The sequence below is a fragment of the Skermanella aerolata KACC 11604 genome, from assembly GCF_000936425.1.
GTDB classification, from domain to species: domain Bacteria; phylum Pseudomonadota; class Alphaproteobacteria; order Azospirillales; family Azospirillaceae; genus Skermanella; species Skermanella aerolata.
Genome location: NZ_AVFK01000200.1, coordinates 1 through 544 on the forward strand (window position 1 = coordinate 1; position 544 = coordinate 544).

The 544-nt window shown below is 66.0% G+C and carries 1 pseudogene; it reads right to left on the bottom strand.

Annotated features, from left to right (window positions below):
• Positions 1-21 precede the first annotated feature (21 nt).
• Positions 22-544 (bottom strand): annotated as a pseudogene (locus N826_RS39205) (IS5 family transposase); the annotation flags it as partial.

The window sequence follows — 544 nt, forward strand, 5'->3', positions numbered from 1 at the left end:
ACTAGGGCGCTTCTGCAAAGTTCAGAGCCATAGAAGAATGGCGGCAATGGTGATCATGGCGAGATAGTTGGCGGCGCGCTTTTCATATCGGGTGGCGATCCGCCGGAACTGTTTCAACCGGTTGATCAGCCGCTCGATGCGGTTGCGTTCGCGATAGGCTTCCCGATCGAAGTCAGGCTGGCGCTGCTCGTTTTCCTTGGTCGGGATTACGGCGCCAATGCCGCGCCGGCGCAACGCCTCGCGGATCCTGCCACTGCTGTAGGCCTTGTCGCCGGCCACCCGGTCGGGCTTCAGCCGGGGCCGACCACGCCCGAGACGGCGTATCCAGCCGGTCCCCATCAGGGTGGCGAACTGCTGAGTGTCGTGGACCTGACCGCCGGTCAGGCTGAAGATGACGGGCTTGCCCAGCCCTTCAGCGCGGATGTGGATCTTGGTCGTGAAGCCGCCGCGCGAGCGGCCGAGCGCCTCGTCGCAGATCCCCCTTTTTCGCCGCCGGCCTTGCGGGCGCCGGCCGCGTGCTGGTGGGCGCGGACGATGGTGCTGT